General features: G+C 60.6%; 20 protein-coding genes and 1 riboswitch. Of the genes, 9 read left to right on the top strand and 11 right to left on the bottom strand.

Features of this window, described 5'->3' with window-relative positions:
- Positions 1–78 precede the first annotated feature (78 nt).
- Positions 79–984: an acyltransferase gene (locus tag BN1079_RS17025; RefSeq protein ID WP_037026506.1), complete on the top strand. Its 906-nt coding sequence runs from the start codon at positions 79–81 to the stop codon at positions 982–984.
- Here BN1079_RS17025 and BN1079_RS17020 read toward each other — a convergent pair.
- From BN1079_RS17020 to BN1079_RS17005, 4 genes are all read right to left on the bottom strand, one after another.
- The gene (locus tag BN1079_RS17020) at positions 981–3,122 is read right to left on the bottom strand and encodes a putative bifunctional diguanylate cyclase/phosphodiesterase (RefSeq protein ID WP_037026505.1); all 2,142 of its coding nucleotides are present in this window, start codon (positions 3,120–3,122) and stop codon (positions 981–983) included. The two genes, BN1079_RS17025 and BN1079_RS17020, sit on opposite strands and share 4 nt — an antisense overlap.
- Positions 3,123–3,237: 115 nt before the next feature.
- Positions 3,238–6,939 (bottom strand): CHASE domain-containing protein, encoded by a 3,702-nt coding sequence (locus BN1079_RS17015; RefSeq protein ID WP_037026504.1) that lies wholly within the window; start codon positions 6,937–6,939, stop codon positions 3,238–3,240.
- Positions 6,940–7,088: 149 nt separating this feature from the next.
- Positions 7,089–7,742 (bottom strand): YiaD family glycine zipper/OmpA-like lipoprotein, encoded by a 654-nt coding sequence (locus BN1079_RS17010; RefSeq protein ID WP_037026503.1) that lies wholly within the window; start codon positions 7,740–7,742, stop codon positions 7,089–7,091.
- A gap of 179 nt (positions 7,743–7,921) precedes the next feature.
- Positions 7,922–8,551 carry a LysE family translocator gene (locus BN1079_RS17005; RefSeq protein ID WP_037026502.1) on the bottom strand — a complete coding sequence of 210 codons (630 nt, stop codon included), beginning with the start codon at positions 8,549–8,551 and terminating at the stop codon, positions 7,922–7,924.
- Between the two features lie 54 nt (positions 8,552–8,605).
- Between BN1079_RS17005 and BN1079_RS17000 the strand changes: the two genes are divergently transcribed.
- The 4 genes from BN1079_RS17000 (at position 8,606) to BN1079_RS16985 (ending at position 11,999) form a co-directional block, all read left to right on the top strand.
- A complete protein-coding gene (locus BN1079_RS17000; protein WP_037026501.1) occupies positions 8,606–9,568 on the top strand; it encodes a 2-hydroxyacid dehydrogenase in 963 nt (320 codons plus the stop codon).
- 63 nt (positions 9,569–9,631) lie between these two features.
- The gene (locus tag BN1079_RS16995; protein ID WP_037026500.1) at positions 9,632–10,633 is read left to right on the top strand and encodes a class I SAM-dependent methyltransferase; all 1,002 of its coding nucleotides are present in this window, start codon (positions 9,632–9,634) and stop codon (positions 10,631–10,633) included.
- A 35-nt stretch (positions 10,634–10,668) separates the two neighbouring features.
- Positions 10,669–10,774, top strand: a riboswitch (yybP-ykoY riboswitch).
- A gap of 108 nt (positions 10,775–10,882) precedes the next feature.
- Positions 10,883–11,470 (top strand): TMEM165/GDT1 family protein, encoded by a 588-nt coding sequence (locus tag BN1079_RS16990; protein WP_037026499.1) that lies wholly within the window; start codon positions 10,883–10,885, stop codon positions 11,468–11,470.
- 85 nt (positions 11,471–11,555) lie between these two features.
- Positions 11,556–11,999, top strand: a complete 444-nt coding sequence (locus BN1079_RS16985; RefSeq protein WP_037026498.1) for an ester cyclase — start codon at positions 11,556–11,558, stop codon at positions 11,997–11,999.
- A 24-nt stretch (positions 12,000–12,023) separates the two neighbouring features.
- Here BN1079_RS16985 and BN1079_RS16980 read toward each other — a convergent pair whose 3' ends face one another.
- From BN1079_RS16980 to BN1079_RS16970, 3 genes are all read right to left on the bottom strand, one after another.
- A complete protein-coding gene (locus BN1079_RS16980) occupies positions 12,024–12,842 on the bottom strand; it encodes a M48 family metallopeptidase (RefSeq protein ID WP_037026497.1) in 819 nt (272 codons plus the stop codon).
- A 138-nt stretch (positions 12,843–12,980) separates the two neighbouring features.
- Positions 12,981–13,604, bottom strand: a complete 624-nt coding sequence (locus tag BN1079_RS16975; RefSeq protein ID WP_037026496.1) for an SOS response-associated peptidase — start codon at positions 13,602–13,604, stop codon at positions 12,981–12,983.
- A gap of 31 nt (positions 13,605–13,635) precedes the next feature.
- Positions 13,636–13,905, bottom strand: a complete 270-nt coding sequence (locus BN1079_RS16970) for a putative signal transducing protein (protein WP_037026495.1) — start codon at positions 13,903–13,905, stop codon at positions 13,636–13,638.
- 166 nt (positions 13,906–14,071) lie between these two features.
- On the opposite strand from BN1079_RS16970, the gene BN1079_RS16965 reads away from it, so the two are divergent.
- Positions 14,072–15,235 (top strand): 1-acyl-sn-glycerol-3-phosphate acyltransferase, encoded by a 1,164-nt coding sequence (locus tag BN1079_RS16965; protein WP_171819311.1) that lies wholly within the window; start codon positions 14,072–14,074, stop codon positions 15,233–15,235.
- 274 nt (positions 15,236–15,509) lie between these two features.
- Complete coding sequence (locus tag BN1079_RS16960; protein WP_037026493.1) at positions 15,510–16,886, top strand: DUF1329 domain-containing protein; 1,377 nt, start codon at positions 15,510–15,512, stop codon at positions 16,884–16,886.
- 90 nt (positions 16,887–16,976) lie between these two features.
- Here BN1079_RS16960 and BN1079_RS16955 read toward each other — a convergent pair whose 3' ends face one another.
- From BN1079_RS16955 to BN1079_RS16945, 3 genes are all read right to left on the bottom strand, one after another.
- A complete protein-coding gene (locus BN1079_RS16955; RefSeq protein ID WP_037026492.1) occupies positions 16,977–17,561 on the bottom strand; it encodes a YajG family lipoprotein in 585 nt (194 codons plus the stop codon).
- 494 nt (positions 17,562–18,055) lie between these two features.
- Complete coding sequence (gene mqo, locus BN1079_RS16950) at positions 18,056–19,561, bottom strand: malate dehydrogenase (quinone) (protein WP_269450536.1); 1,506 nt, start codon at positions 19,559–19,561, stop codon at positions 18,056–18,058.
- Positions 19,562–19,862: 301 nt separating this feature from the next.
- Entirely contained in the window at positions 19,863–20,150 is a 288-nt protein-coding gene (locus tag BN1079_RS16945) for a PA4642 family protein (protein ID WP_037026490.1), read from the bottom strand.
- Between the two features lie 168 nt (positions 20,151–20,318).
- Here BN1079_RS16945 and dauA point away from each other — a divergent pair, with 168 nt between their 5' ends.
- Together dauA and BN1079_RS17660 are read left to right on the top strand one after the other, a co-directional pair.
- Positions 20,319–22,034 carry a C4-dicarboxylic acid transporter DauA gene (gene dauA, locus BN1079_RS16940; RefSeq protein ID WP_037026489.1) on the top strand — a complete coding sequence of 572 codons (1,716 nt, stop codon included), beginning with the start codon at positions 20,319–20,321 and terminating at the stop codon, positions 22,032–22,034.
- A 278-nt stretch (positions 22,035–22,312) separates the two neighbouring features.
- Positions 22,313–22,567 (top strand): hypothetical protein, encoded by a 255-nt coding sequence (locus tag BN1079_RS17660; protein ID WP_139053066.1) that lies wholly within the window; start codon positions 22,313–22,315, stop codon positions 22,565–22,567.
- Between the two features lie 22 nt (positions 22,568–22,589).
- Here the strand turns inward: BN1079_RS17660 and BN1079_RS16930 are convergent, their stop codons facing one another.
- Positions 22,590–23,498 (bottom strand): SDR family oxidoreductase, encoded by a 909-nt coding sequence (locus tag BN1079_RS16930; RefSeq protein WP_037026488.1) that lies wholly within the window; start codon positions 23,496–23,498, stop codon positions 22,590–22,592.
- Positions 23,499–23,638: the final 140 nt, after the last annotated feature.

The raw sequence follows: 23,638 nt of genomic DNA, 5'->3' as shown, positions 1-23,638 counted from the left end.
CTGCCGGGTCACTTCCCGCTTGCAGTTCATCGGACAATCATTACTCTTGCCGCCATTGTTGTCCTGGCGAGCCGATTGATGCTGAGTTTTCTTCCTGCCCCGCTGCGGGGCGTTCTGGCCGGTTTGATACTGGCGCTGAATACGTTGTTCTGGTGCTGGCCGCTGTTCTTGCTTGCGTTGCTCAAACTGCTCCTACCTGTCCCCCCAATACAACGTGCTTTGCGTACCGGCATGCACTGGATCGCCGAGTCCTGGATGGGGGTAAATGCTTTCTGGATGGATTCGGTCCAGCGCACCCGATGGCATGTCGAAGGTCTGGAGAAGGTCGATATGCGCCATTCCTGGTTGGTCACCAGCAATCACCAGAGCTGGGCTGACATTCTGATGTTGCAATACCAGCTCAACCGACGGATGCCGATTCTCAAGTTCTTTCTCAAGCAGGAGCTGATCTGGGTGCCGGTGATCGGCCTGTGCTGGTGGGCGCTGGAGTTTCCCTTCATGAAACGCTTCAGCAAGGAATATCTGGCCAAGCATCCGGAGAAACGCGGCGAAGACCTGGCCACCACGCGCAAGGCGTGCGAGCGCTACCGAACCAACCCTGTATCGGTGTTCAACTTCCTCGAAGGCACGCGTTTTACAACCGGCAAGCACGCCGAACAGGCGTCGCCCTACCGCCACCTGTTAAGGCCCAAGGCCGGCGGTATCGCCTTCGTCATCGACGCAATGGGTGAGCAGCTTACCGCGCTGATCGATATCACCATCCACTACCCCAGCGGCAACCCAAGCTTCTGGGACTTGCTCTGCGGCCGGGTAGACCAAGTGGTCATGTGCATCGACTCGCGGCCCATACCGGACGAGTTCCTGAGCCGCAGTTATGACCAGGATGAAAGCTATCGCACGAGTTTCCAGCTGTGGGTTAACCAGCTCTGGGCCGAAAAAGACACCCAGCTCGACCGGCTGCACCAGCAGTTTCCTTCGAGCTAGCTGCTGCCCACTTCATCCAGCTGCAGCCAGTCCACCTGACTCGGGAAGTTCTGGGTTTCCTCGAGAGTCAATCCCGGGGCAACCAGGAAGCCCTGCATTACCTGGCAACCATGTGCGACCAACCAGTCGCGCTGTGCTACGGTCTCGACGCCTTCGGCAATCACTTCGAGCTCCAGATTGCGCCCCAGGTCGATGATGGTGCTGACCACAGCAGCATCGCGTGGCGAGTCCAGCATATTGGCGATGAACAATCGATCGATCTTCAGCGTATCCAGTTCGAAGTGACGCAGGTAGGCCAGGGATGAATAGCCTGTGCCGAAGTCGTCCACTGCCACCCGTACCCCGAGCTCCCGCAACCGGCGCAATTGATCGCAGCTCTGCTGCAGATCCTGCATCAGTGCGCCTTCGGTGACCTCCAACTCAAGTTGATGTGGATCGAGCTGGAACTCGTCCAGCAGACGGCGCAGGTCGTCGAGCAGCCCGGCACGACCGAACTGTACCGGGCTGACGTTGAAACTGAGTACCAGGTCCTTTCCAAAACTGTCACGCCACTCGCGGCACTGAGCCATGCCTTCGCGCAAAGCCCACTGACCGACACGGTCGATCAGCCGGGTTTCTTCCAACAGGGGAATGAAGACATTCGGCTCGACCTCTCCACGCCCCTTGAAATCCCAGCGCAGCAAGGCCTCGAAACCGCGCAGCTCACCGGTTTCGAGCATGATCTGCGGCTGGTAGACCAAATCGAAACCATTGCGGTCGATGGTGCTGCGCAGGTTTTCCTCCATCATCAGGCGTGCATGGGCGCGCCCGTTCATTTCCTTGGAGAAGAACCGATACTGCTGCCGCCCTGCCCGTTTGGCTTCGTACATGGCCATATCTGCCGAGCGCAGAAGCTCTTCGACGCTTTGTCCGCAGTCAGGAAAGTGAGCGATGCCAATGCTCGCACCGAGGGTTACTTCGGTGCCGTCGACGGTGTGCCGAACGGAAATGAGTTCGATGAGCTTTTCCGCCACCCTGGCGGCATCTTCCGGATGATCGAGCGAGTCCAGCAAGGCGGTGAATTCGTCACCGCCCATGCGCGCGATGATGTCGTAAGGACGCATGCAGGTTTCCAGCAGCCGCGCCACTCGACAGAGGATTTCGTCACCGGCATCGTGCCCCAGGGAATCATTGATGCGTTTGAAGCCATCCAGGTCGATATAGAGGATGGCCATACGCTTGCCGTTTCGATCGACCCGCGCCAGCGCGGAATCCAGGGCCTGGTGAAAGCCGCGGCGGTTGAGCAAGCCGGTCAGCGAGTCGGTAACAGCCTGGGTCTCCAGCTGCACATGCAGGTTGCGCACGACCGACATGTCCAGGGCAATCACCACCATCGAGCGCTGCTGGCGTGGCAGAGGCGAGGCTGACAGGGCAACCGGCAGGGTGCCGCCACGAGCGGTGTTCAGCTGGGCTTCGTGCAGCCGATAAGTCTCGCCGTTGCGCCAATGCTTGTAGAAGTCACTGTCGCGCCAGGCATCGGGCAGCTGCGGACTGGCAAGGTGATCCGCCAGCGCGGTGCCCTGCAAATGTTCCACATCGGTATGCAGCATCCGCGCAATGGCCGGATTGGCGAAATTGATGTAGCCGTCCTCACCAACCACCAGAATGCCTTCGGCAGCATTGTTCAGCACCGATGCATTGAACGCCCGAGCGCTGTCCAGCTGCTGGCTGAGCAGCTGCAGATTGCGCCGATTGTGTTCGTGGCTTAGCAACGTGTTGATCTTGAGCTTGAGCACCTGAGGGTCGAAAGGCTTAAGGACGAAGTCCACCGCGCCGGTCGCGTAACCGCGTAGGACCGATTCACGGGTATGGGCTATGGCCGAAACGAAAATGATCGGCGTGTAGCGCGTATGCGGGTTGCCGCGCATCAATCGAGCCACTTCAAAGCCGTCCATGCCCGGCATCTGAACGTCCAGCAGCACCAGCTCGACATCCAGATCCAGCAGCGCTTGCAGCGCTGCCTCGCCAGAGTTGACCGTATGTACAGTCCAGTCCTCATCGCCCAGCAGGGCTTCCATCGCGACCAGGTTCGCCTCGCGATCATCCACCACCAGCAGCGTGCGGGCCTCTGACTGCTCCTTGGCCTGGGGCCAGGGCATCAGTCGCACTTCCGGCGGGATAGGCACCCGACGCCGGCTCGAGCGATGCGGACTGCTAGACCGGATGAGAATGTGGGGCGCATCGAAGACTCTCCTTATTGTGAGCCGGGCCTGATTATCGTGGGCCCGACAAGGCTGCGGCATTTCCCAGGCAGCGCTGCAGCAGCATACTCAAAGCGACGCTTTCTACCGGCTTGCTCAGCCAGTCGTCAGCACCAGCGGCAAGTCCCGCCTCGCGCTCTTCAGGCGCTTCGGTCGCCGTCAAAACGACGATGGGCACCTGGCAGCCATAGTCGTTTCTCAATTGCCGAATCAGAGCGATACCATCTTCGTTAGGCAGTTTCATATCCACCAGTGCAAGGTCGAAGGCATCTTCATCGAAGCGTTTTAGCGCTTCGATGGCTGTCGTTGCCGGCACCACCTGCAGGCCCTGCTCATCCAGCAGGGCACTGATGGCATAGATGGATCGCACATCGGGCACAGCCAGCAATACCCGCTGGCCCAACATCGGCTGTTCCTGCTCGTTTATTGCCACTGCCACAGGAGTATTCGCAGCAGGTTTCAGTGCATCATCCATGTGCTCAAGTCCTTCGTTTTTTGACAACGCCACCGACGAATAGCGCCGCAAGCGTTGCAGATTTTTTTGCGAAAGAGGTTCGCTGCTGGTCAGCAGCACGCGCGTATCATCCAGGGGACGCAGGCGGTCGAGCGCTTCGAGCAGATCCAGCCCATTTTCATCAGGCAGGTCGAAGTCAATGACCAGCACAACGAAGGAATGTTCGGCAAAAGCCAGCCGAGCCTCTTCACTGCGCCGGCATTCGGTAACGCGATATCCCATTTCCTCGAACCGGTTGCGCAGCTGCCGGCGTCTTTCGCCGTCGGTCTCGACCAGCAGCAGACGTGCTGGATTGATCTCCTGCACCGCCAAGTCGATAAACAGTCGCTCCAGCTCTGCCTGGGCTACTGGCTTGAGCAGCCAGCGCGAATCGTCATCCGTCCAGTCTGCCGGTTGCGCTACGGTGGAAATGAGATACACCGGCATGCCCTGATGACGGCCATCGGCACGCAGCATGCGGTAGACCTGCCAGCCACTCATGTCGGGCAACAGGATGTCGAGGAAGACCGCCGCAAAACGGTTGCGCTCCAGCGCCACCAATCCCTGCTCTCCAGTAGTACAGCTGACACTGGAGAAGCCGTGCTCCAGCCCAACGTCGCGGATCTCGGCAGTTAGCTCGGCGTCGTTATCAATGATCAGTACGTTGGAGCCACCGCTACGGACGCTCACCTCGCCTCGGCTTCGTGGTTCGCTCGCAGGCACCTGCCCTACCGGCAGATCCACAATGAAGCACGCCCCGCAACCCTCGCTGCTCTCCAGCCTGATCTTGCCGCCAAGCACCTCGGTCAGCTGGCGCGCGATGGCCAGCCCTAATCCCGTTCCGCCATATTGACGACTGATGGAGCCGTCGATCTGCTGAAACGCCAGGAAGATGCGCTCATGCTGATCCTCGGCGATGCCTATTCCTGTGTCCCGAATTTCGATGCGCAACATCTCGCCGTCGGCTTCCACGCGATAGCTGGCGTAGATCGTTACCGAACCCTGCTGGGTGAATTTCAGCGCGTTGGTAACCAGATTGAGCAGGATCTGCTGCAGGCGCTGGCGATCACTGATGATCGTAGCCGGCACATCGGCATCGATCTGCGTGCTCAGGGCCAGCTTTTTCTGCTCAGCCATGGGCGCGAGCGTGCTGGTCAGCTCGGCCAGCAGCCCAGGCAGATCCAGCGGCTCCAGCCTGATCTGCATATGCCCGCTCTCGATCCTGGCCAGATCAAGCACATCATTGATCAGTTGCAGCAGATCTTGCCCGGAGCGGTAAATGATGTCGGCGTGCCGGACCTGCTTCTCCGTAAGATTATTGCCGGCGTTCTGCCGAAGCTGGTCGCCGAGGATCAGGATGCTGTTGAGCGGCGTGCGCAGCTCATGGGACATATTGGCAAGAAATTCGGACTTGTAACGGTTGGCCACCATCAGTTCATGAGCCTGATCACGCAGACGCCGCTCGGCTTCCTTGCGGTGACTTATGTCGGTCACCACCGCCTGCACCAGCAACTCTTCGCCGCTACGCAGCGGCGATAGCCCCACCTCTACCGGCACCAGATGACCATCGCGTCGACGGCCAAACAGCTCACGATTGTCCCCAAGCCGGAGAGATTCCGGCTCCTGCATGAAGCGGTGGCGTACCTGCAGGTAGGCTTTGTGCATCGACTCGGGTATCAGTATCTCAACCGGCTGCCCAACCAGCTCCTGCCGGTCGTAACCGAACAGCAGTTCGGTCTGGCGGTTGACCATGACGATCCGGCCCCTGTGATCCAGTAGCAGAAACGCATTGGGCGAGGCTTCAACCACGTTGCGGAAGCGCTCCTCGTCGCGCTTGCGCGGCTGCAGATCAACCAGGTTGAGCAGATGGTAGATGCCGTCGTCCCGATTGAAACTGGTCAGGCTGAGGGAAACCGGGATCACCCGCCCGTCTTCACGCAGCGCCGAGGTTTCCTGCTGGCCGTCCATGGGCTGCTGCTCGCGCGATGGCTCCTCCAGCGCGCCCGGCACGTAGCGGTTGAGTCGTTCACCGGCAAGCAGGCCTGCCGTACTGCCCAGAAGCGTCGCAGCGCTCTGGTTGGCCAGTTCGATACGCCCCTGGGAGTTGCACAGCAGGGTCGCCACCGGAAGCTGTTCAATAAGATGGCGAAAACGCGCCTCGCGCTCCTGCAATCGCGCGCCAAGCTCCTGGCTGCTGCGCAGCGCACGCTCACGGAGGTAGAGGTAACCGCCGACCAACAGAGAAAACAGCAAGGCTGCCGTCAGCGCCGTCACCAGATTAAAGGCCCGCCCGACGCGAGCAAGAATCGCCTCGTACTCAGGGGTACTGGCAACTTCCAACTGCCAGCTACGACCGTACACATAAAGATTGCGCGTGCGGTGATACATGGCATCGGTACTGACTGGTGCTCGCCCCACCAGCAGCGGCGTCTCGGGGTCGGCTGCATCGAAAAGCTGCAGCTGGAACAGCCGACTGCGTGAACCCAACACGCCTTCCATCAGATCGGTGAGCCTAAAGGCTCCGTGCAAGGTGCCGGCGAAGGAGCGCTGGCGCTCTTCAAGCGTAGTGACCGGCTCCCCAGGACGATACAGCGGCAAATAAAGAAGCACGCCCGCCTGTGCGTTCTCCTCGGTTTCCTGTTTCAGGCGCAGGGGTTCGGTCAGCATCGGCATGCCCATATTGCGCGCAGCCAGAACCGCATCCCGCCGCGCCGCCTCGCTGAGCATGTCGAAGCCCTGCACACGACGATTGCGCCAGCCAAGCGGGTGAATGAAGTCAGTGATCAGATAATCGTCGCGCTCCCCGGCTGGATATACGCGAAAGTCGCTGCGACCGCTGGCGATGATCCGCTCAAGCATGCCTGGCATTTCATCGGCACGAACATAGCGAGCCAACGCAACGGCCTGGATACCGGGGTAGAGCTCCTGCACCTGCAACTGGTCTGCAGCCTGCGTCCACTCGGCCAGGGATACATCGTCGCCGGCTACAAAAAGGCCCGCCAACCCACGCAGCACCATCTCGTAGGCCCGCATGCGTTCGCGCAATGTGCTTTCGACATCGTTGACCGCCAGGTTGAATCGCTGTGCCTGTTCGGCTCGTACGCGCGCTTCCTGGACATGCCACTGCCAGCCAATCCACCCACTCAGCCCGGCCATCAATACGGAGGTCACCAGCAGAGGCAACCAAGGCTTGCGAGGATGGAGAGCGGACCGACTATCCATTCGACCTCCTCAGTGCCATGGCTCGCTGTCACCAGCGTGAGAGTCACGGAGTGTCGATAGGTTCCATGGGAGAAGAGAAAAGCTGGATTAATGACGCCAGTACTTCGACGCAGGCGAGCCCATTGCGGGCCACGCCTGCTATTACGAACTTAAAGCGGGCGCAGATTGATCTCGACGCGGCGATTCTGCGCGCGACCTGCAGCGGTATCGTTGCTGGCGATCGGTTGGCTCGGTCCGGCACCGTAAGAGGAGATACGTGAAGGTGCTACACCGTTGCCTTCAAGATAGGCAGCGACACTACGTGCACGGCGGTTCGACAGGTCCTGGTTGAGCTGCAGCGAACCAGTGCTATCGGTATGGCCGACGATATCGATGCCGTTCTTGTTGAACTCTTTGAATACCAGCACCAGCGAGTTCAGGGTCGGGTAAAAGCTACTGGAAATATCTGCCGAGCTGCTGGCAAAGGTGATGTTGCCCGGCATGATCAGGGTCAGGTTGTCGCCCTGGCGCTGAACCTGGACGCCAGTGCCCTGCAGCGTCTGGCGCAGCTTGGCTTCCTGGGTATCGACGTAATAACCGTAGCCACCAGCAGCGGCACCACCAACTGCCGCGCCGATCAGCGCACCCTTGGCACGATCCTTCTTGCTTGACGTCGCTGCACCGATCACGGCGCCACTGACCGCGCCTACGCCACCGTAGATGCCGGCCTTGCCCGCTTCGCGCTCGCCTGTATAGGGGTTGGTCGTACAGCCGGCCAGTAGAGCAAGGGAGGCGGCGAATGCGGTCAACTTCAGCGTTTTCATGGGGAGTACTTCCTTCATCTCTTCAATTACCCGAAGGGCCGCCGCCTGGCTGGGGCAACCCTGAACAGGCCGTAGGGTAGCATCGCCCAGCGGTAAAAACGGGAACGAAAGAGCAAAAGCTGCCCGATTCCACCTGCGAAGTCATGCTGGGAAAATGGCTGGCATAAAGGCATTTTGCCTCAGGCCATCTCACTGGCTACCAGACGTACGCCGAGGCCAATCAGCACCAGTCCCGTCAGCCAGTCGAACCAATGCCCCATGCGAGCGAAGCCGGCCCGCACCCGCGAGCGGCTGAACAGCCAGGCCAGCAGGCAGAACCAGGCACCGGTGGCGAGCGCCAGATACAACCCGTATCCGGCCTGAACGGCCAGCGGGGTGTGAGGGTCGATTACCACTGTAAACAGAGACAGGAAAAACAGCGTCGCCTTGGGGTTAAGACCGTTGGTGACGAAGCCGATGGTGAAGGCTCGTCTGCGCGACCGGGGCTCATCCGGGACGCCAGCTGAAATATCACCGACCGCAGCAGGGCGCGCGCGCAATGCCTGGAACCCCAGGTAAAACAGATAGCCCGCAGCCAACCACTTGAAGAGGTTGAACAGCAGGATCGACTGCGAGACGATCAGGCCAATACCGAGCAACGAATAGCCGACGTGCAAGCCAATACCGCAGCCTATACCCAGTGCAGTCCAGCTACCGCTGCGCTGACCATGGGTCACGCTTTCGCGCACGACAACTGCAAAATCCGGCCCGGGGCTGGCCACCGCCAGCAGATGCACCAGAGCCACCGTGAGAAATTCCATCCAGTACATTCGCCGACTCCGCCGTATCAATCATTCGCTACAGATCACTTCAGGTAAGACTTCATGAGCAACCGCCGCGCCGTATTTCTCGACCTCGCCCCCCTCGATCAGGGCGATCTCGATCTGACTCCACTGCAATCGGTCTTCGATGAGCTGATTTGTCATACCCAGACCAATGAGTCCCAGATCATCGAGCGCCTTCAGGGCGCACAGGTCGCCATCGTCAACAAGCTCAGGCTGGGCGATGAGGTCTTCAGCGCGTGTCCGGATCTGAAACTGATCCTGGTGGCCGCCACCGGCCTCAACAATATCGACCTGGCTGCTGCCCGCCAGCGCGGCATCAGCGTCTGCAACTGCCAGGGCTACGGCACCGCCACGGTTGCCCAGCACGCCCTGATGTTATTGCTGGCGCTGGCCACACGCCTGCCCGACTATCAAGCCGCGGTCGCCCGCGGTCGCTGGCAAGAAAGTGGACAATTTTGCCTGCTGGACTTCCCAATCGTCGAGCTCGCTGGCAAGACACTTGGCATTCTCGGCCACGGCGAACTGGGCAGCGCAGTCGCCAAACTGGCTGAAGCGTTCGGTATGCGCGTGCTGACCGGCAATCTGCCGGGCCGCCCGCCGCGCCCCGAGCGCCTTGATCTCGACGAACTGCTGCCTGAGGTCGATGCCCTGAGCCTGCATTGTCCGCTGACCGAGCAGACGCGCAACCTGATCGGCGCCCGCGAGCTGCAACTGATGAAACCAACGGCGTACATCATCAATACCGCGCGCGGCGGCCTGATCGACGAACAGGCACTGGCCGACACCCTACGCCGGGGCCATTTGGGCGGTGCCGCCACCGACGTACTGACCAGCGAGCCACCGAGCAATGACAACCCGCTGCTAGCAGCGGACATACCGCGCCTAATCGTCACCCCACACAGCGCCTGGGGCAGCCGCGAGGCACGGCAGCGCATCGTCGGCCAGATGTGTGAAAACGCTGAGACGTTCTTCACCGGTACGCCCAAGCGCCTGGTCAACTGACGTCGCTACGCTTATCAGGCAGCGGCAAGCTTGCTAAGCTCGCCGGCTTTTCCCGGAGGCACCATGGATCCCCGAAGCGAAGTACTGCTGCGCCAGGCCGGACTTTTCACTGGCAAGTTGCTGCTGGCCGGCTTGCCGGCGGACGACCTCCTCGGGCAGCTCCCGGGAGCCAGCGGCTGGAGCTGGCACGCCGGGGATCATCAGGCGCTGCAGGCCCGCTTCTCCGGTCGCTGCACATTTGGTGTAGAGCCGCCGGCGGTCGGCTTCGATACAGCGGTGCTGTTTCTTCCCAAATCCCGTGAGCTGACCGATTACCTCCTCCAGGCGCTGGCCTCCAGGCTCGTAGGCCGCCTGCTGTACCTGGTCGGCGAGAAGCGCGCCGGCGTTGAGCGCGCGGCAAAGCAATTGGCACCCTTCGGCGAGACGCGCAAACTCGACAGCGCGCGGCACTGTCAGCTCTGGCAAGTGCGTGTGGAACACAGCCCCCAGCCACCGGAGCTATCGAAACTGGCTCAGCGTTTCAGTCTGGAACTGGCGGACGGACCGTTGCAGGTCGTCAGCCTGCCCGGCGTCTTCAGCCATGGTCGGTTGGACCGGGGCACACAGCTGCTGCTGGCGCACCTAGATGATTTGCCAAGCGGGCGTCTATTGGATTTCGGCTGTGGCGCCGGCGTCATCGGCGCCTCGCTACAACGCCGCTACCCCGATAGCGAGGTATGCCTGCTGGACGTCGACGCCTTCGCTGCCGAAAGCAGCCGGATGACCCTCGCCGCCAACTGGCTACAAGCCGAAGTCATCAGCGGTGACGGCATTGATGCAGCCCCCCACGAATGCGCAGCGATCATCAGCAATCCGCCCTTCCATCAAGGCGTGCACACCCATTACACAGCCAGCGAAAATTTGCTGCAGCGTGCAGCTTCCCACCTTCGCCCTGGAGGAGAGCTGCGCCTGGTGGCGAACGCCTTTCTCAAGTATCCACCACTGATCGAAGCGCACCTGGGTCGCTGCGAGACCTTGGCCAGCGCCGACGGTTTTCGCATCTACCGCGCACGACGCACCAGCTGATCGACTTGCACAACGCGCTGGGCTTGGGCAAACTCGCGTCCGTCCTGGGGGAGTAGTCTCCGGCGAGCGCCCTGCTCGCCTGGCATGCGTCAACATACTTGGTCCACAGACCATGGTGCATGCGACCTGCGCGGCAGCATCGGCAGCCGACGCCCGGTTTGACAAGACCCATGACACCAACCTCTGACCCTGGGCGGGCGGATGTTGCGTGTCATGGTATCGAGTCGACCCGCCCTTCAAGGAACCCGCTTGGAATCGCTTTACATCTCCACACTGATCGTCGCGCTCGCTGAAATCGGCGACAAGACTCAGCTGCTCGCCCTGCTCTTGGCCGCACGCTACAGACGCCCGGCTCCAATCATCTGGGGCATCCTCATTGCTACGCTAATCAACCATGCATTGGCAGGGGTAGTAGGCAACTGGGTATCCACGCTGGTGTCACCGGCCATTCTCAGCTGGGTCCTTGCCGCCTCCTTCGCCGCTGTCGCGCTGTGGACGCTGGTACCGGACAAGCTGGAAGCGGACGAAGCCGCGCGTGGTCGCTACTTTGGCCCCTTCCTGGCAACTCTGGTCGCATTCTTCCTCGCCGAAATGGGTGACAAGACGCAAGTGGCGACGGTCATGCTCGCGGCGCAGTACTCGGATCTGCTGCTGGTGGTGCTGGGTACGACCCTGGGCATGCTGCTTGCCAACGTGCCTGTGGTGCTGGTCGGCAACTTCGCCGCCGACCGCCTGCCGCTGACGCTGATCCGCCGGATCGCTGCCATCGGCTTCGCCGCCCTGGCCTTGTATGCCACCTATCAGGCGCTGAGTCTGAACGGCATGCTTCCAGTCTGATACACAGCGCAACCTGCCAATTCTCCGCTGCTGCTAGAGTGCCGCCATACCGCGTTCTGGCAGCAACCCAGGGGGAGCAGGCTGCATGTCACCAGAAGAACAAAAACGTCGGGTTGTCAAACACGTCGAACTGAGCTGGGGAAAGGGCCGCCTGGCGCTCGCCGAGCAGCTGCAGAGCCGCTACTTCACCTACAAGAGTTCTTTTATCAGCCAGCCGGTCAATAGCGCAGGATTTGGCCTGATCGTGCGGGAAATCCGCTCGGCGATGGAGGATCTGGAAGTCGTCGTGGACGAATGTCTCAGTGAAGGGAACCGCGTGGTCACTTCCAGCACACTGTTCGGCACCCTGACGAAGCCTGCGTTCGGTCACTCCGCGACCGGCAAGATCCTCACCGTGGCGGTCATGTCCTTCTGGACCCTGAACCCCAATGGCGATATCGAGGAAATCAACAGCCTGTTCGACCTGGAAAGCGCCCGACAACAGCTGGGTATGGACAGCCCGCTGCCGATCACCCTGCCACCGACCTGAAGCGGACGGTGGCAGGCCCTTGCTTCAACGGTTCTTGCGGCGCTGTTCGTACAGCGGCATCACCTTGGGAATAGTGCTCTGCAAAGCCTGTGTACGGCTGCTTGAAGAAGGGTGTGTGCTGAGGAACTCCGGCGGCGCCGAACCTGCTGCCGCTCCCATCTTTTCCCACAGGCTGATCGCGGCGTTCGGGTTGTAACCGGCGCGAGCGGCCAACTCCAGCCCGATCAGATCGGCTTCGTTCTCGTTGCTGCGGCTGTTGGGCAGCGTCATCAGGTATTCGACGCCCATGTTGGCCAGTTGCAGGCTGCCATCACCAACGCCAAAGGCCGAACCCAGTTGAGTCGCCATCTGCACGCCATAGGCCTTGGACATTGCTTCACGCCCGTGCTCGCGCAGCGCGTGGGCGATCTCATGACCCATCACCGCAGCGATTTCGTCATCGGTCAACTTGAGTTTGTCGATCAGGCCGCTGTAGAAAATGATCTTGCCGCCCGGCCCGCAGTTGGCATTCAACTCCGGGCTTTCGATCACATTGACTTCCCAATCCCACTGGGCGGCATCTGGACGGAACGCCGGCACCTCGGCAATCAGTCTCTGAGCGATGCCGTTGACGCGCTTGCTCAGCGCACTGTTCTTGGCCAGCACGCCTTTCTGCGATGCGGCGCTCAGGGTCTCCTGGTAGGACTGCGCGTACATCTGGTTGACCTGTTCAGTGGACAGCATGCTGAACATGTACTGCTTGCGCTCGACGCCGACAGCACCGCCGCTGGTGGTGTTGACGGCCTGACAACCGAGAAGCAGGGAAGCGGCCAGGGTCAGGGTAAAAAGGTGCGGCTTTGGCATGTCGCGTCTCCAGTGAATACTGCGCCGTATGCTAGAGCGAGCCTCTCGGCCGGGCAATAAGCACAATGTTCGCCGGAGCAGAAACAAGTCCCGAAGGGAGCCAGGCTGATCAACCTGTTTCGAAGCTGACTCAGCCTGCTAGTTGGCTGGCGTCAGACATTCTGGCGCATCCAGCTTGGGGTCATTGATAAAGGTCGCCAGGGGCCGCTCGCGCAGAACTGGCTGCGGCGCAGCAAGCAACTCCTGCAGCGATTCGAGGGGCGTATGGGGGTCAAGCCAAGCGCGCACACCTGCCTCATCCACGACCAGAGGACGGCGCTGATTCGCCGCCGGCAAGGTCACCACGGCCGCGCTGAGATAGGTGTGCCCCTCCACCGGGTAGGCTTCCCACACCGCAGCGAAATACATCAACGAAGCTTCACCGGTCATCCAGTAAGGACGTTTTCGCGCCGTACCACGCCATTCATAGAAACCGTTGGCCGGCAAAACGCCTCGCCGCTGGCGAAAGGCATCACGAAACATCGGTTGCTCGGCCAAGGTTTCCGCCCGCGCCTGAGCCGGAGTGCGGGTGAAATCGCTCAGCCAGGCTGGCGTCAGCCCCCAGCGCACACGGCTGAGCTGTACTTCATCTGCCTCACCCCGATGCAGCATAAGCACCGAAGCCCCAGGAGCCAGACTCCAGTGCGGAGATTGATCGGCAGGGAAGCCGGGCAAAGCGGCAAAAGCCGGGCTCCAGCGAAACAGGGCATAGCGGCCACACATGGGAAAACTCAACAAGGGAAAGCGAAAGCAATCAGCAGATAAGCTCGCCCGGATAACTCACGGGGCCGTCTGGCTCATCGCCGGGCAACAATTCGGCGTCATTGTACTCGGCGATCAGCTGTCGCGCGCGCTCGGCCTGGTCGTCGTTCACCATTAGCCCGAGCAACCCGGCTGCTGGCAACTCACCGATCGCACCAATCAGATGTCGTCCGGTCAGGAACGTCTCGATCCCCTCGTTGGCCAGCATGCCGATAAGCATTTCGGCTTCCAGCAGATCTCGTGCCTCATATATGCGTTGCATCGCAGCTTCCTTCTGGCAAATGACTACGATCCACAGTTCTCCCGTTAGGGAGTGTGGCCCAGTTTCGCTATCAACGTCGCCCGCGTGACTTGCCGTTATAATCGCCGTCTAGTCACGACCCCAAATCGATTGGGGTTATTCAATGGTTTCCCTTACAGAGAGCATGATGGACGAGTTCGAAACCATCCGACCGTACGCTGACGCCGAAGTCCCTACCGTGATGGCACGGCTTTTTGCAGATCGTGAGTTTCTCGATATCTTGGCGCGTTTCCGCTTCCCTCGACTGGCTGGCACCTTCGGCTGGCTACTCAAGCCGCTGATTGCCCAACGCCTGCGTAGCGAGTTTGCCGGCATTCATTCAGTGGATACGTTGCAGGCGCGGATCGAGATGTACCTGGATCGCACCATCGAGCGCGCCACAGACGGCATCACCTACTCCGGTCTGGACAGGCTGCAGCAAGGCTGCGCTTATCTGCTCATGGCCAACCACCGCGACATCGTGATGGATCCTGCGTTCGTCAACTACGCGGTGTTCCAGGCCAAGCTGCGCACCCCACGCATCGCCATTGGCGACAACCTTTTGCAGCGGCCTTTCGTCAGCGACCTGATGCGCCTGAACAAAAGCTTCATCGTGCGCCGCTCGATCACCGCTCGACGCGAGAAACTTGCGGCCTATCAGCAGCTGTCGGCCTATATCAACCATTCGATTCGCAACGACGGCGAGTCGATCTGGATCGCTCAGGCCGAAGGACGGGCGAAGGACGGCGACGACCGCACCGATACCGCCATCCTGAAAATGCTGCACATGAGCCGCAAGGACGAGCCATTCGCGGACGCCTTGTCGGCCCTGCGACCCACGCCGGTATCCATCAGCTATGAATACGACCCCTGCGATCAGGCCAAGGCTCGCGAGCTGTATATCCGTGACACCACCGGCAGCTACACCAAGGCGCCCGGCGAGGATGATGCCAGCATCGCCCTTGGTATCACCGGCTACAAGGGCCGTGTGCATATCAATTTCGGTACACCCATTACCCAGGTTCCGGAAGATCCCAAGCAACTGGCCGCCGAGATCGACCGGCAGATCCTCTGCGACTACCGCCTGTTCCCGGTGCATTATTTGGCCTATGCAATGTGGGACCAGCGCGACCCGGAACTGGCGATACCCGGTCTCAGCGAGCTGTTCGACAAAGAAGAGATCGCCCGCGCCGAGGGCGAATGGAGCCGCCGCCTTGGCGCTTGCCCAAGCGAGTACCGCCCCTATTTGATCAAGCAATACGCCACGCCGGTGCGCAACCAATACCGCCTCAAGGCCGGCCTGCCGCTTTAATCCCTCTCTGCGAACACTCGCTCGGTGTCCGCTTCGCCGCAACGGCAAGCGGACGCCGTTCTTCCGATCTGCCGCGATTTAGCGGCTGATTGTGCCATTTATCCCGATAGAGCCTGGTTGTTCCTTGACTAGCAGGGGCATTGGGCTTAACCCTCGTTCCGCTCCAAATGACTGGAATAGAGCACCCGCCCGAGAATGGAGCATTCAGGCGAACAGCCCGTTACGGAGAACGGAAACGCGTGCCGGCGCTCGCAGGATCAGACAGGACCTCATAATGAATAAGAACAGAGCACGAACGGGGGCACTCTCACTCACTCTGCTGGCAGGCACCATTCTGGCCAATGGGGCAATCGCCGCCGTGTCCGAAACGCAAGCAGCCAAGCTCGGCGTCAGCCTGACTCCCATTGGCGCCGAGATGGCTGGCAATGCGGCCGGCACCATTCCCGCCTGGACCGGCGGCCTGCCGACCGATGCTGCCCCCATCAGCGCGGATGGCTTCGTCAGTGATCCTTTTTCGAATGACACTGCCAAATTCACCATCACGGCACAGAACTACGAGCAGTATCAGGACAACCTGACACCCGGCCAGATCGCCATGCTCAAGCGTTACCCCAACACCTATCGGTTGCCGGTCTTCGAAACCCGCCGCAGCGCGGCCATGCCGCAGCACATCTATGATGCCGCGCAGCGCAACGCCACACGGACCAATCTGGTACGCGACGGCAATGGTCTGGAGAACCTCGATACGGCCGTCGCCTTCCCTATTCCGCAGAACGGTCTCGAAGCGATCTGGAACCACATCACCCGCTACCGCGGTGGCTCGGCTCGGCGCGTCGTGGCGCAGGCAACCCCTCAGGTCAACGGCAACTACAGCCTGGTCAAGTTTGTCGATGAAGTCGTCTATACCGACACCTTGAGCGACTACAGCCCGGATAAGCATGGCAACGTGCTGTTCTATTTCAAACAGCAGGTCACCGAGCCTTCTCGCCTGGCAGGCAACGTGCTGCTGGTGCACGAGACCCTGGACCAGGTGAAGGAACCGCGTATGGCCTGGATCTACAACGCCGGCCAGCGTCGGGTGCGCCGCGCCCCGCAGGTGGCATACGACGGCCCCGGCACTGCCGCCGATGGCCTGCGCACCTCCGACAACCTGGATATGTTCAACGGCGCGCCGGATCGCTACGAATGGAAACTGGTGGGCAAGAAAGAACTGTATATCCCCTACAACTCCTACCGCCTGGATTCACCGCAGCTCAAGTACAGCGACATCGTCAAGGCCGGCCATATCAACCAGGATCTGGCCCGCTACGAGTTGCACCGCGTATGGGAAGTGGAAGCCACGCTGAAGAGCGGCGAGCGGCATATTTACGCCAAGCGCAACTTCTTTATCGACGAAGACACCTGGCAAGCCGCCGTCATCGATCATTACGATGGCCGCAATTCTCTATGGCGTGTAGCCGAGGCGCATAACGCCTACTACTACCACGAGCAGGTGCCCCTTTATGCCATGGAGACCCTGTATGACCTGATTTCAGGCCGCTACCTGGTCATGGGCATGAAGAACGAAGAGAAGAACCCCTACCACTACAACTATCAAACCAGCTCGAACCGCTACACGCCGGCGGCATTGCGCAGTTCCGGGGTGCGCTAAAAGCGCAACTGCACTCGCTGTCTGTAGCTGCATAAAAAGAAACCCGCAGTCAATGCGGGTTTCTTTTTTGTCTGGCGTCAGGTGCAGGTGTTACTGGGACAGCAGCTGACCGATATTGGGATCCTTGAATACTCGCGTAAGGGCATCGCTCAGCACGTCGCTGACCAGCTTGGTATTGGTCTGCTCGTTGGGCGCCATGCCGAAGCGCTGGTTTAGCGTCGCGCCATAACGGCCGTTATAGCGCCGACCGCCATTCTGCACCTCGATGCGGAACGTGGCACCGATGGTCGCCTCGGTAACGTACAGCCCTTCCTTGGGCGACTGATACTTCAGTTCGGCCAGGGTAAGGGTCAGCTGCGGCGCATTGTAGGCATTGGGCGATGGGGTGAATCCGAGCAGGCGCACGGCTGCTTCGGCTTCAGCCTGGAGCTTGGGCAGGATTTTTTCCTTGGGCACGCTGACCGCGCTGGTTTCAGGATACAAGCCACCGCGCGTACCGAGAGTAGCGGACTGACGACCATCAACGATGCGCACCGCGACCGGCTGGCCCTGGCCGACCGGGCTGATGGTGCCGGTGAGTTTCGGGGATGGATCGAGCTGTTGCGGGCTATGTGCACAGCCGGCGAGCGCCAGCGCGGACACAGCGAAAAGGCTGAACAACAAGCGTTGCAGCATGCCATTTTCTCCAGATTGGGGTGAGCGATGGAGTGCAGTATAACCAGCGCCGACGCCCTTCGACAGTGATGCCCGCAGCGTCAGCGGAAGACGGTAATGAGGCTGTAACGCCGAGCTGCGATAACACCGTCAAGCACACTCGGAGCCAGCCCCATGCCGTTGCCGATCGCCCTGCTGCGCCAACCCAGACGCCGCCACTATGCACTTCTGGATGAACAGCGCCGTTGCCGCATGCTGCTGACCGCAGAACAACCACCACGCGGCGCGAATTGGGTGGAGGTACCTGAAATCTGTCTCCAATGGATTGGCAAGCCAGTACCCGGAGCCGCCATGACTTCGTCCACGACTGCGGCCATGTCGGGATAGGCCCGGTACGCTACGGAAGGTTGATGGCTCAAGCGCTACCACACTGAGCGAAAGCAACCGCTTTATAAATGAAAAACCGCCCTGCTCATGACAAGCAGGACGGTTTCGAACGCAGGATGCCAGCCGCTTTAGTCAGCCAAACCCAGGCGTTTGTCAGTTGCAGCAACCACCTCACGGTAGACAGCTGCATCGCTTTCCAGAACCGTTTCACGGGCCGGGAAGATTTCGTTGAGCTTGGTGGTCCAGGCCTCGCTGACTGCCTGCTCGGGGAAGCAGCGCTGAATCAGATCCAGCATGATGGAGACCGTTACCGAAGCGCCCGGCGAAGCGCCCAGCAGGGCTGCGATGGAGCCGTCCTGAGCGGACACCAGCTCAGTTCCGAACTGCAGAATGCCACCCTTTTTCGGATCCTTCTTGATGATCTGCACGCGCTGGCCGGCCACCTCCAGACGCCAGTCCGCAGGATTGAGCTCGGGGTAGAAGCCTCGCAGCGTGTTCAGACGGTCTTCCATGGACTGCCGCACTTCCTTGATCAGGTAGCGGGTCAGATCCATGTTGTCACGAGCAACGGCCAGCATCGGCTTCAGGTTGCTTGGACGGATCGACATGGGCAGATCGAGGGGCGAGCCGTATTTCAGGAACTTGGTGGTAAAGCCGGCATACGGCCCGAAGAGCAGGGACTTTTTGCCGTCGACCACTCGCGTATCCAGATGCGGCACGGACATCGGCGGCGCGCCCACAGCTGCGAGACTGTAGACCTTGGCCTGATGCTGACTGACGATTTCCGGATTGTCGCAACGCAGCCACTGACCGCTGACCGGGAAGCCGCCGTAGCCGTTACCTTCTTCAATACCGGACATCTGCAGCAGCGGCAGCGCCGCACCGCCAGCGCCAAGAAACACGAATCCGGCATCGATTTCACGGCTGCTGCCGTCCTGGAGACTCTTGACCTCGACCCGCCAACCCTTGCCGTTACGTGACAGGCCGGTGACCTTCTGGCGGTAGGACATCTTCACACCCGTGCGGGTGGCCAGATAGTCCAGCATCTGGCGGGTCAGCTTGCCGAAGTTGACGTCGGTGCCGTTCATGGCACGGGTAGCAGCCACTCGCTCATCAGCCGGGCGGCCCGGCATCATCAGCGGCATCCACTCTTGCATGGTGGCGCGATCTTCCGTGTACACCATGTTTTCGAAGGCATGGTGCTGCTTCAACGCGTCAAAACGGCGCTTGAGGTAATCAATGTTCTTCTCGCCGCGGACGAAACTCAGATGCGGCACTACATTGAGGAAGTCCTTGGGACTGCCGAAGCCTTCACGATCGCTGAGGTAGGCCCAGAACTGCTTCGAGACCTCGAACTGGGTATTGATGGTGACGGCTTTCTTGATGTCGATCGAGCCATCCTTGCTGTCCGGCGTGTAGTTCAGCTCACACAGCCCCGCATGGCCGGTACCGGCGTTGTTCCAGGGGTTGGAGCTCTCGACGGCTCCAGACTCCTGCAGTTCGACAATTTCAAGGCGGATGTTGGGATCGAGTTCCTTGAGCAGTACTGCCAGAGTGGCACTCATGATACCGGCCCCCACCAGCACCATATCTACCGCTTCGCTATCGTGTTGCGCCATTAACGCGTTCTCCAGAAACACAGCATTAAACTGTCACGACCGCAGTACGCGATCGCGTGAATCCACTAGCCAGACGGTTGAAAACGGAGTTGGTCTTCATACCGCTGTCCGGGCTGGTGCCCGAAAACAACCCTCGTCTAACGAAAGCTGTCCGCTGTCAGGAGAACGGCTTTTGGCCTACTCCCTCCTACCCCAGGCGTCCCGGAGCAAGGCCACTGGCCTGGGCTCTACAGGAAGCGCGCAGCAGGAAAATCTTGTGTGACGACCTCTCACTCGGCCTGCATTACAACAGGCCCTATGCCGGTAATCCGCTTGCTCAGCCGCGAGCGGTCCGGATAGCTTCTATATAAGGTGCTGCCTGACGCTGATCACCAACCAGGTCGACGAAATCCCGCCCCTTTGCATCCTTCGCCTGCAGGTCATAGCCCGCTTCGGTGAAAAAGCCGATGAAGCGCTCGAAATCATGGACGCGCAAACCGCGATAAGCCTTGATCAGCTTGTGCAGCGATGGCGGCGTATCGTCAGCAGGCTCGGGCTCGAGAAACAGCTTGATCGACTCGTCAGATATCTCTTCACCAATCACCTTCTGCTTATCTTTGCGCATCTTCACTCCAATCACCGAGCCTTACGGGGGCGGCAGTTTACTCCTGCGAGCCAACTCTCTCAACGAACCAACGACCGTTGCGACCAAGGTCGTACAGATCACCTGGGCATTTGCAGGCCGGCTTCGCTCTGGGCATATACTCTGGCTTTGCGCACATGGAGTGTTCGGATGAGTTTTCCGCCCTTGTTCGCCGCTTGGCGTCAAGCCTTGCGCTCAGGCTATGACCGTCACGCCCTGCGTGGTGATATCAGCGCTGGGCTTACGGTCGGCATCATCGCCATACCTCTGGCCATGGCGCTGGCCATTGCCGTAGGCGCACCGCCGCAACACGGCCTTTATACCGTGCTGGTCGCCGCCCCCTTGATCGCCTTGACCGGCGGCTCACGCTTCAACGTATCCGGTCCGACAGCGGCTTTCGTGGTTATCCTGCTGCCCATCACTCAGCAATTCGGCCTGGGCGGCCTGTTGCTGTGCACCATGCTGGCAGGCCTGATCCTGATTGCCATGGGCCTGCTGCGCGCCGGCAGACTGATCGCTTTCGTGCCTTACCCGGTGATTCTTGGGTTTACTGCTGGCATCGGCATTGTCATCGCCACGCTACAGCTGAAGGATGTATTCGGCCTCAGCTTCAGCGAGCAGCCGCAGCATTACATCGAGCAGATCAGTCTGCTGGTAAGCGCCTTCCCCAGCGTGCAAATGGGCGACACGCTAATCGCGGCACTCTGCCTGACGGTCCTGATTCTCTGGCCCCGCTGGGTGCCCAAGGTACCCGGCCATCTGGTCGCGCTCACACTCGGCGCACTGGCCGGGCTTGCGCTTGAGGCCTGGGGGGTGCCGATAGCCACTTTGGGCGAGCGTTTCAGTTATAGCGTCAATGGGGTGAGCTACCCCGGGATCCCACCATTTCTTCCCGATTTCGCCTGGCCCTGGGCGCTCCCGGGGCCCGACGGGCAGCCACTAGTACTGAGCTTCGAGCTGTTTCATCAGTTGCTGGCCCCGGCCTTCGCGATTGCCATGCTAGGCGCCATCGAGTCACTGTTGTGTGCGGTGGTCGCAGATGGCATGACCGGTAGCAGTCACGACCCCAACGCAGAACTGCTCGGCCAAGGCATCGGCAACCTGGTAGCGCCGCTGTTCGGTGGTATCACCGCCACCGCCGCCATCGCACGCAGCGCTGCCAACGTACGTGCAGGTGCGTTTTCGCCACTGGCGGCGATCATCCATGCTGGCGTGGTACTGGTCGCCATTCTCTGGCTGGCGCCCTTGTTCAGTTATTTGCCGATGGCGGCCTTGGCGGCGTTGCTACTTATGGTCGCCTGGAACATGAGCGAAGCCCCCCATGTGCTGAAAACCCTGCGCATCGCTCCACGCAGCGACGTCCTGGTATTGCTCACCTGCCTGATCCTGACCGTCTTGTTCGACATGGTGCTGGCCGTGGGGGTAGGCCTGTTGCTGGCGGCCGGCCTGTTCATCAAACGCATGAGCGAGTTGACCGATACCACCAGCCTGCGTCAGAGCCAGAAACGGTTATTTGCCGATATGCCCGAGCATGTGGCCGCCTACAGCATTCGCGGACCGCTGTTCTTTGGTGCAGCCGAAAAGGCGCTCAGCGCGCTGCGGCGCTTCAACCCGGAAGTCAAGGTGGTGATCGTCGATATCAGCGGCGTGCCGATGCTGGACATGACAGCCCTTGCGGCGCTGGAAAACGTGCTGCTGGACTACCGCAAGCAGGATATCGCCCTGATCCTCGTGGGCTGCAGCCCAAATGTACGCCTCAAGCTGCGCCATGCCGGCATCCGTAGCTTGCCGGGGCGCCTGCATTACGTACGCGATCTGCCCCAGGCCAAGCTGACGGCCCAACGTCTTGTTCCCGTCAGCACCTAGCAGGAGCACACAACCTGAACCCGCACTCGACAAAATCAGCTTGTGCCCAGGCGATCCCGTTATCCGGCTTCGCTCGACAGGGGTCGGTAATAAGGCAGGCGAGCCCCCTGGCCCTGTTGCTCATAGCTCTCCTGCTCTTGGCTGGATGCGGAGAGACTGCATCGGACAGCATCGAGCAACAGCTTGAAGCCCGAGGCCTCGTGGAACTCCAGGCAGCGGTGCCCAAAGACTGGGAGCGCGTCTGCATCCTTGGCCCCTACTCCAACGATGAGGCCGCCATGAAGACGCTTGGCTTCAACTGGCCGGTCGAAAAACATTCAAGCATTTCTTACAACGACGGTATTGCCCTGCTGGTTTTTGTGCGCGATCGGAAAGTCGTCAAGGCTCTTGAAGACCCCAGGCGCAGCGGAGACTTTTCCGATCTTTCGGGACGCTGCTTCCCCAGAGATAAAGCCCAGTTCGTCCAGCAGGCTCTGCCAGATGACGGTTGGCTACGGCTAGTGCCCAGGATGGAGCCTGACACCAGCCCGTAACCCGACACTCTCGCGGCTGAGTTCAGCGGTGTTTCTGCAGGTTGGCCATCATCTCCTGCAGCGCCTGCATGTTGTCGGTCGGGTGTGTGGCGTTGTCGAAGCTGCAGATATCGCCCCAGCGGACGGCGACATCTTCGACGTCGAAACCCGCCGCCGGATCGAAGCCGGCGCCGCGGCTGCGCTCCCAGCGCACTTTGCCCATCCAGCCGCCGCCCACCTCGAACAGGCCGGCAGTTTCCTGGCAGCGCTCGCTGGCCAGGTACACCACCAGCGGACTGACCAGCTCGGGCTTGAGTTGCTCGAAGATCTGCGGCGGGATCAGCCCTTCGGTCATTCGCGTGGCCCCTGTCGGCGCAATGGCGTTGACCAGGATATTGCTCTTGCGCCCTTCCAGCGCCAGGGTGCGGGTCAGGCCGTAAAGACCCAGCTTGGCCATGCCGTAGTTGGCTTGGCCAAAGTTTCCGTAAATGCCGGAAGTGGATGAGGTGAAGATCACCCGCCCGTAGCCCTGCTCTCGCATATATGGCCAGGCGGCGCGCGTAACCTTGTAGGCGCCTTCGACATGCACCCGGTAGACCGAGTCCCAGTCGGCCTCGTCCATCTTGTGGAAAGACTTGTCGCGCAGGATTCCAGCATTGTTGACCACCACATCCAGGCGTCCGAAGCTGTCCAGAGCCTGCTGCACAATCTTCCCGCCATCGGTAACCGAGTCATGATTGGCGACCGCGGTCCCGCCTGCCTGGCGGATTTCCTCCACCACCTGATCAGCGGCGGAACGGCTGGCGCCTTCGCCCTGAGCACTGCCACCAAGGTCGTTGACCACGACACGGGCGCCATGACGGGCAAACAGCAAGGCATGGGCACGACCAAGACCGCCACCGGCACCTGTAACTATCACCACCTTGTCGTCAAAACGGATGGTTTCACTCATCTGAGCACTCCATAGTGCGATTTGTCCGCGCAAAGTGTCCGTTCCACTTCGCCGTCCTGCAATCGCTCAATCCAGGGTGAATGCCCTGCCATAAGGCTTAGGGTGGATGGCGCGTCGGTAAAAGACTTTAGGCTCAGTAC

Source organism: Pseudomonas saudiphocaensis, assembly GCF_000756775.1.
Lineage (GTDB): Bacteria > Pseudomonadota > Gammaproteobacteria > Pseudomonadales > Pseudomonadaceae > Stutzerimonas > Stutzerimonas saudiphocaensis.
Note: the sequence above shows the minus strand (reverse complement) of the source record. Positions and strands in the feature narration are given on the sequence as shown.